Annotated in this window: 1 protein-coding gene; it reads left to right on the forward strand. The window is 39.4% G+C overall.

Annotated features, from left to right (window positions below):
• Positions 1 to 377: AAA-type ATPase lid domain-containing protein (locus tag AAEY62_RS20320; RefSeq protein ID WP_350636002.1), on the forward strand; the 377-nt coding region annotated here is incomplete at its 5' end.
• Between the last annotated feature and the right edge of the window lie 88 nt (positions 378 to 465).

Consider the following 465-nt stretch of genomic DNA (forward strand, 5'->3'; position numbering starts at 1 on the left):
TTAAGCATTTTAGCTCAATTGCGGCAACGCGGTTTTATAAACCACTTGGGGCATTAAATGTAGAGTTAGAACAACGTTTATTAGCCTATGACTGGCCAGGTAACGTGCGTGAACTAAGAAACCAAGCAGAACGAGCAGTATTGTTAGGGCCTGAATTAGCATTTGCGCAAAGTGATTCAGCTGATCAACAAGTGTTATCACAAGATTTAAGTTTGGCCGAAAAGGTCAGTTATTATGAGCAATCTTTAATAGAAGAAGCGTTAGAGCGTAACCATGGCAGTATAAAAAACACCATGGGCACGCTGCAAATTGCGCGTAAAACCTTGTACGACAAAATGAGTAAATATGGTCTAAACCGGGATATGTTTACTGATTAGGGCATGTAGTAGTGTGCGATAAAGGTGATGTTTTTAAATAAAAGTGTGCGGATATACGCGCACGTTTTTGCTTTATAAACACTGTTAA

It is taken from the genome of Pseudoalteromonas sp. GW168-MNA-CIBAN-0100 (assembly GCF_040309225.1).
GTDB lineage: Bacteria > Pseudomonadota > Gammaproteobacteria > Enterobacterales > Alteromonadaceae > Pseudoalteromonas > Pseudoalteromonas arctica.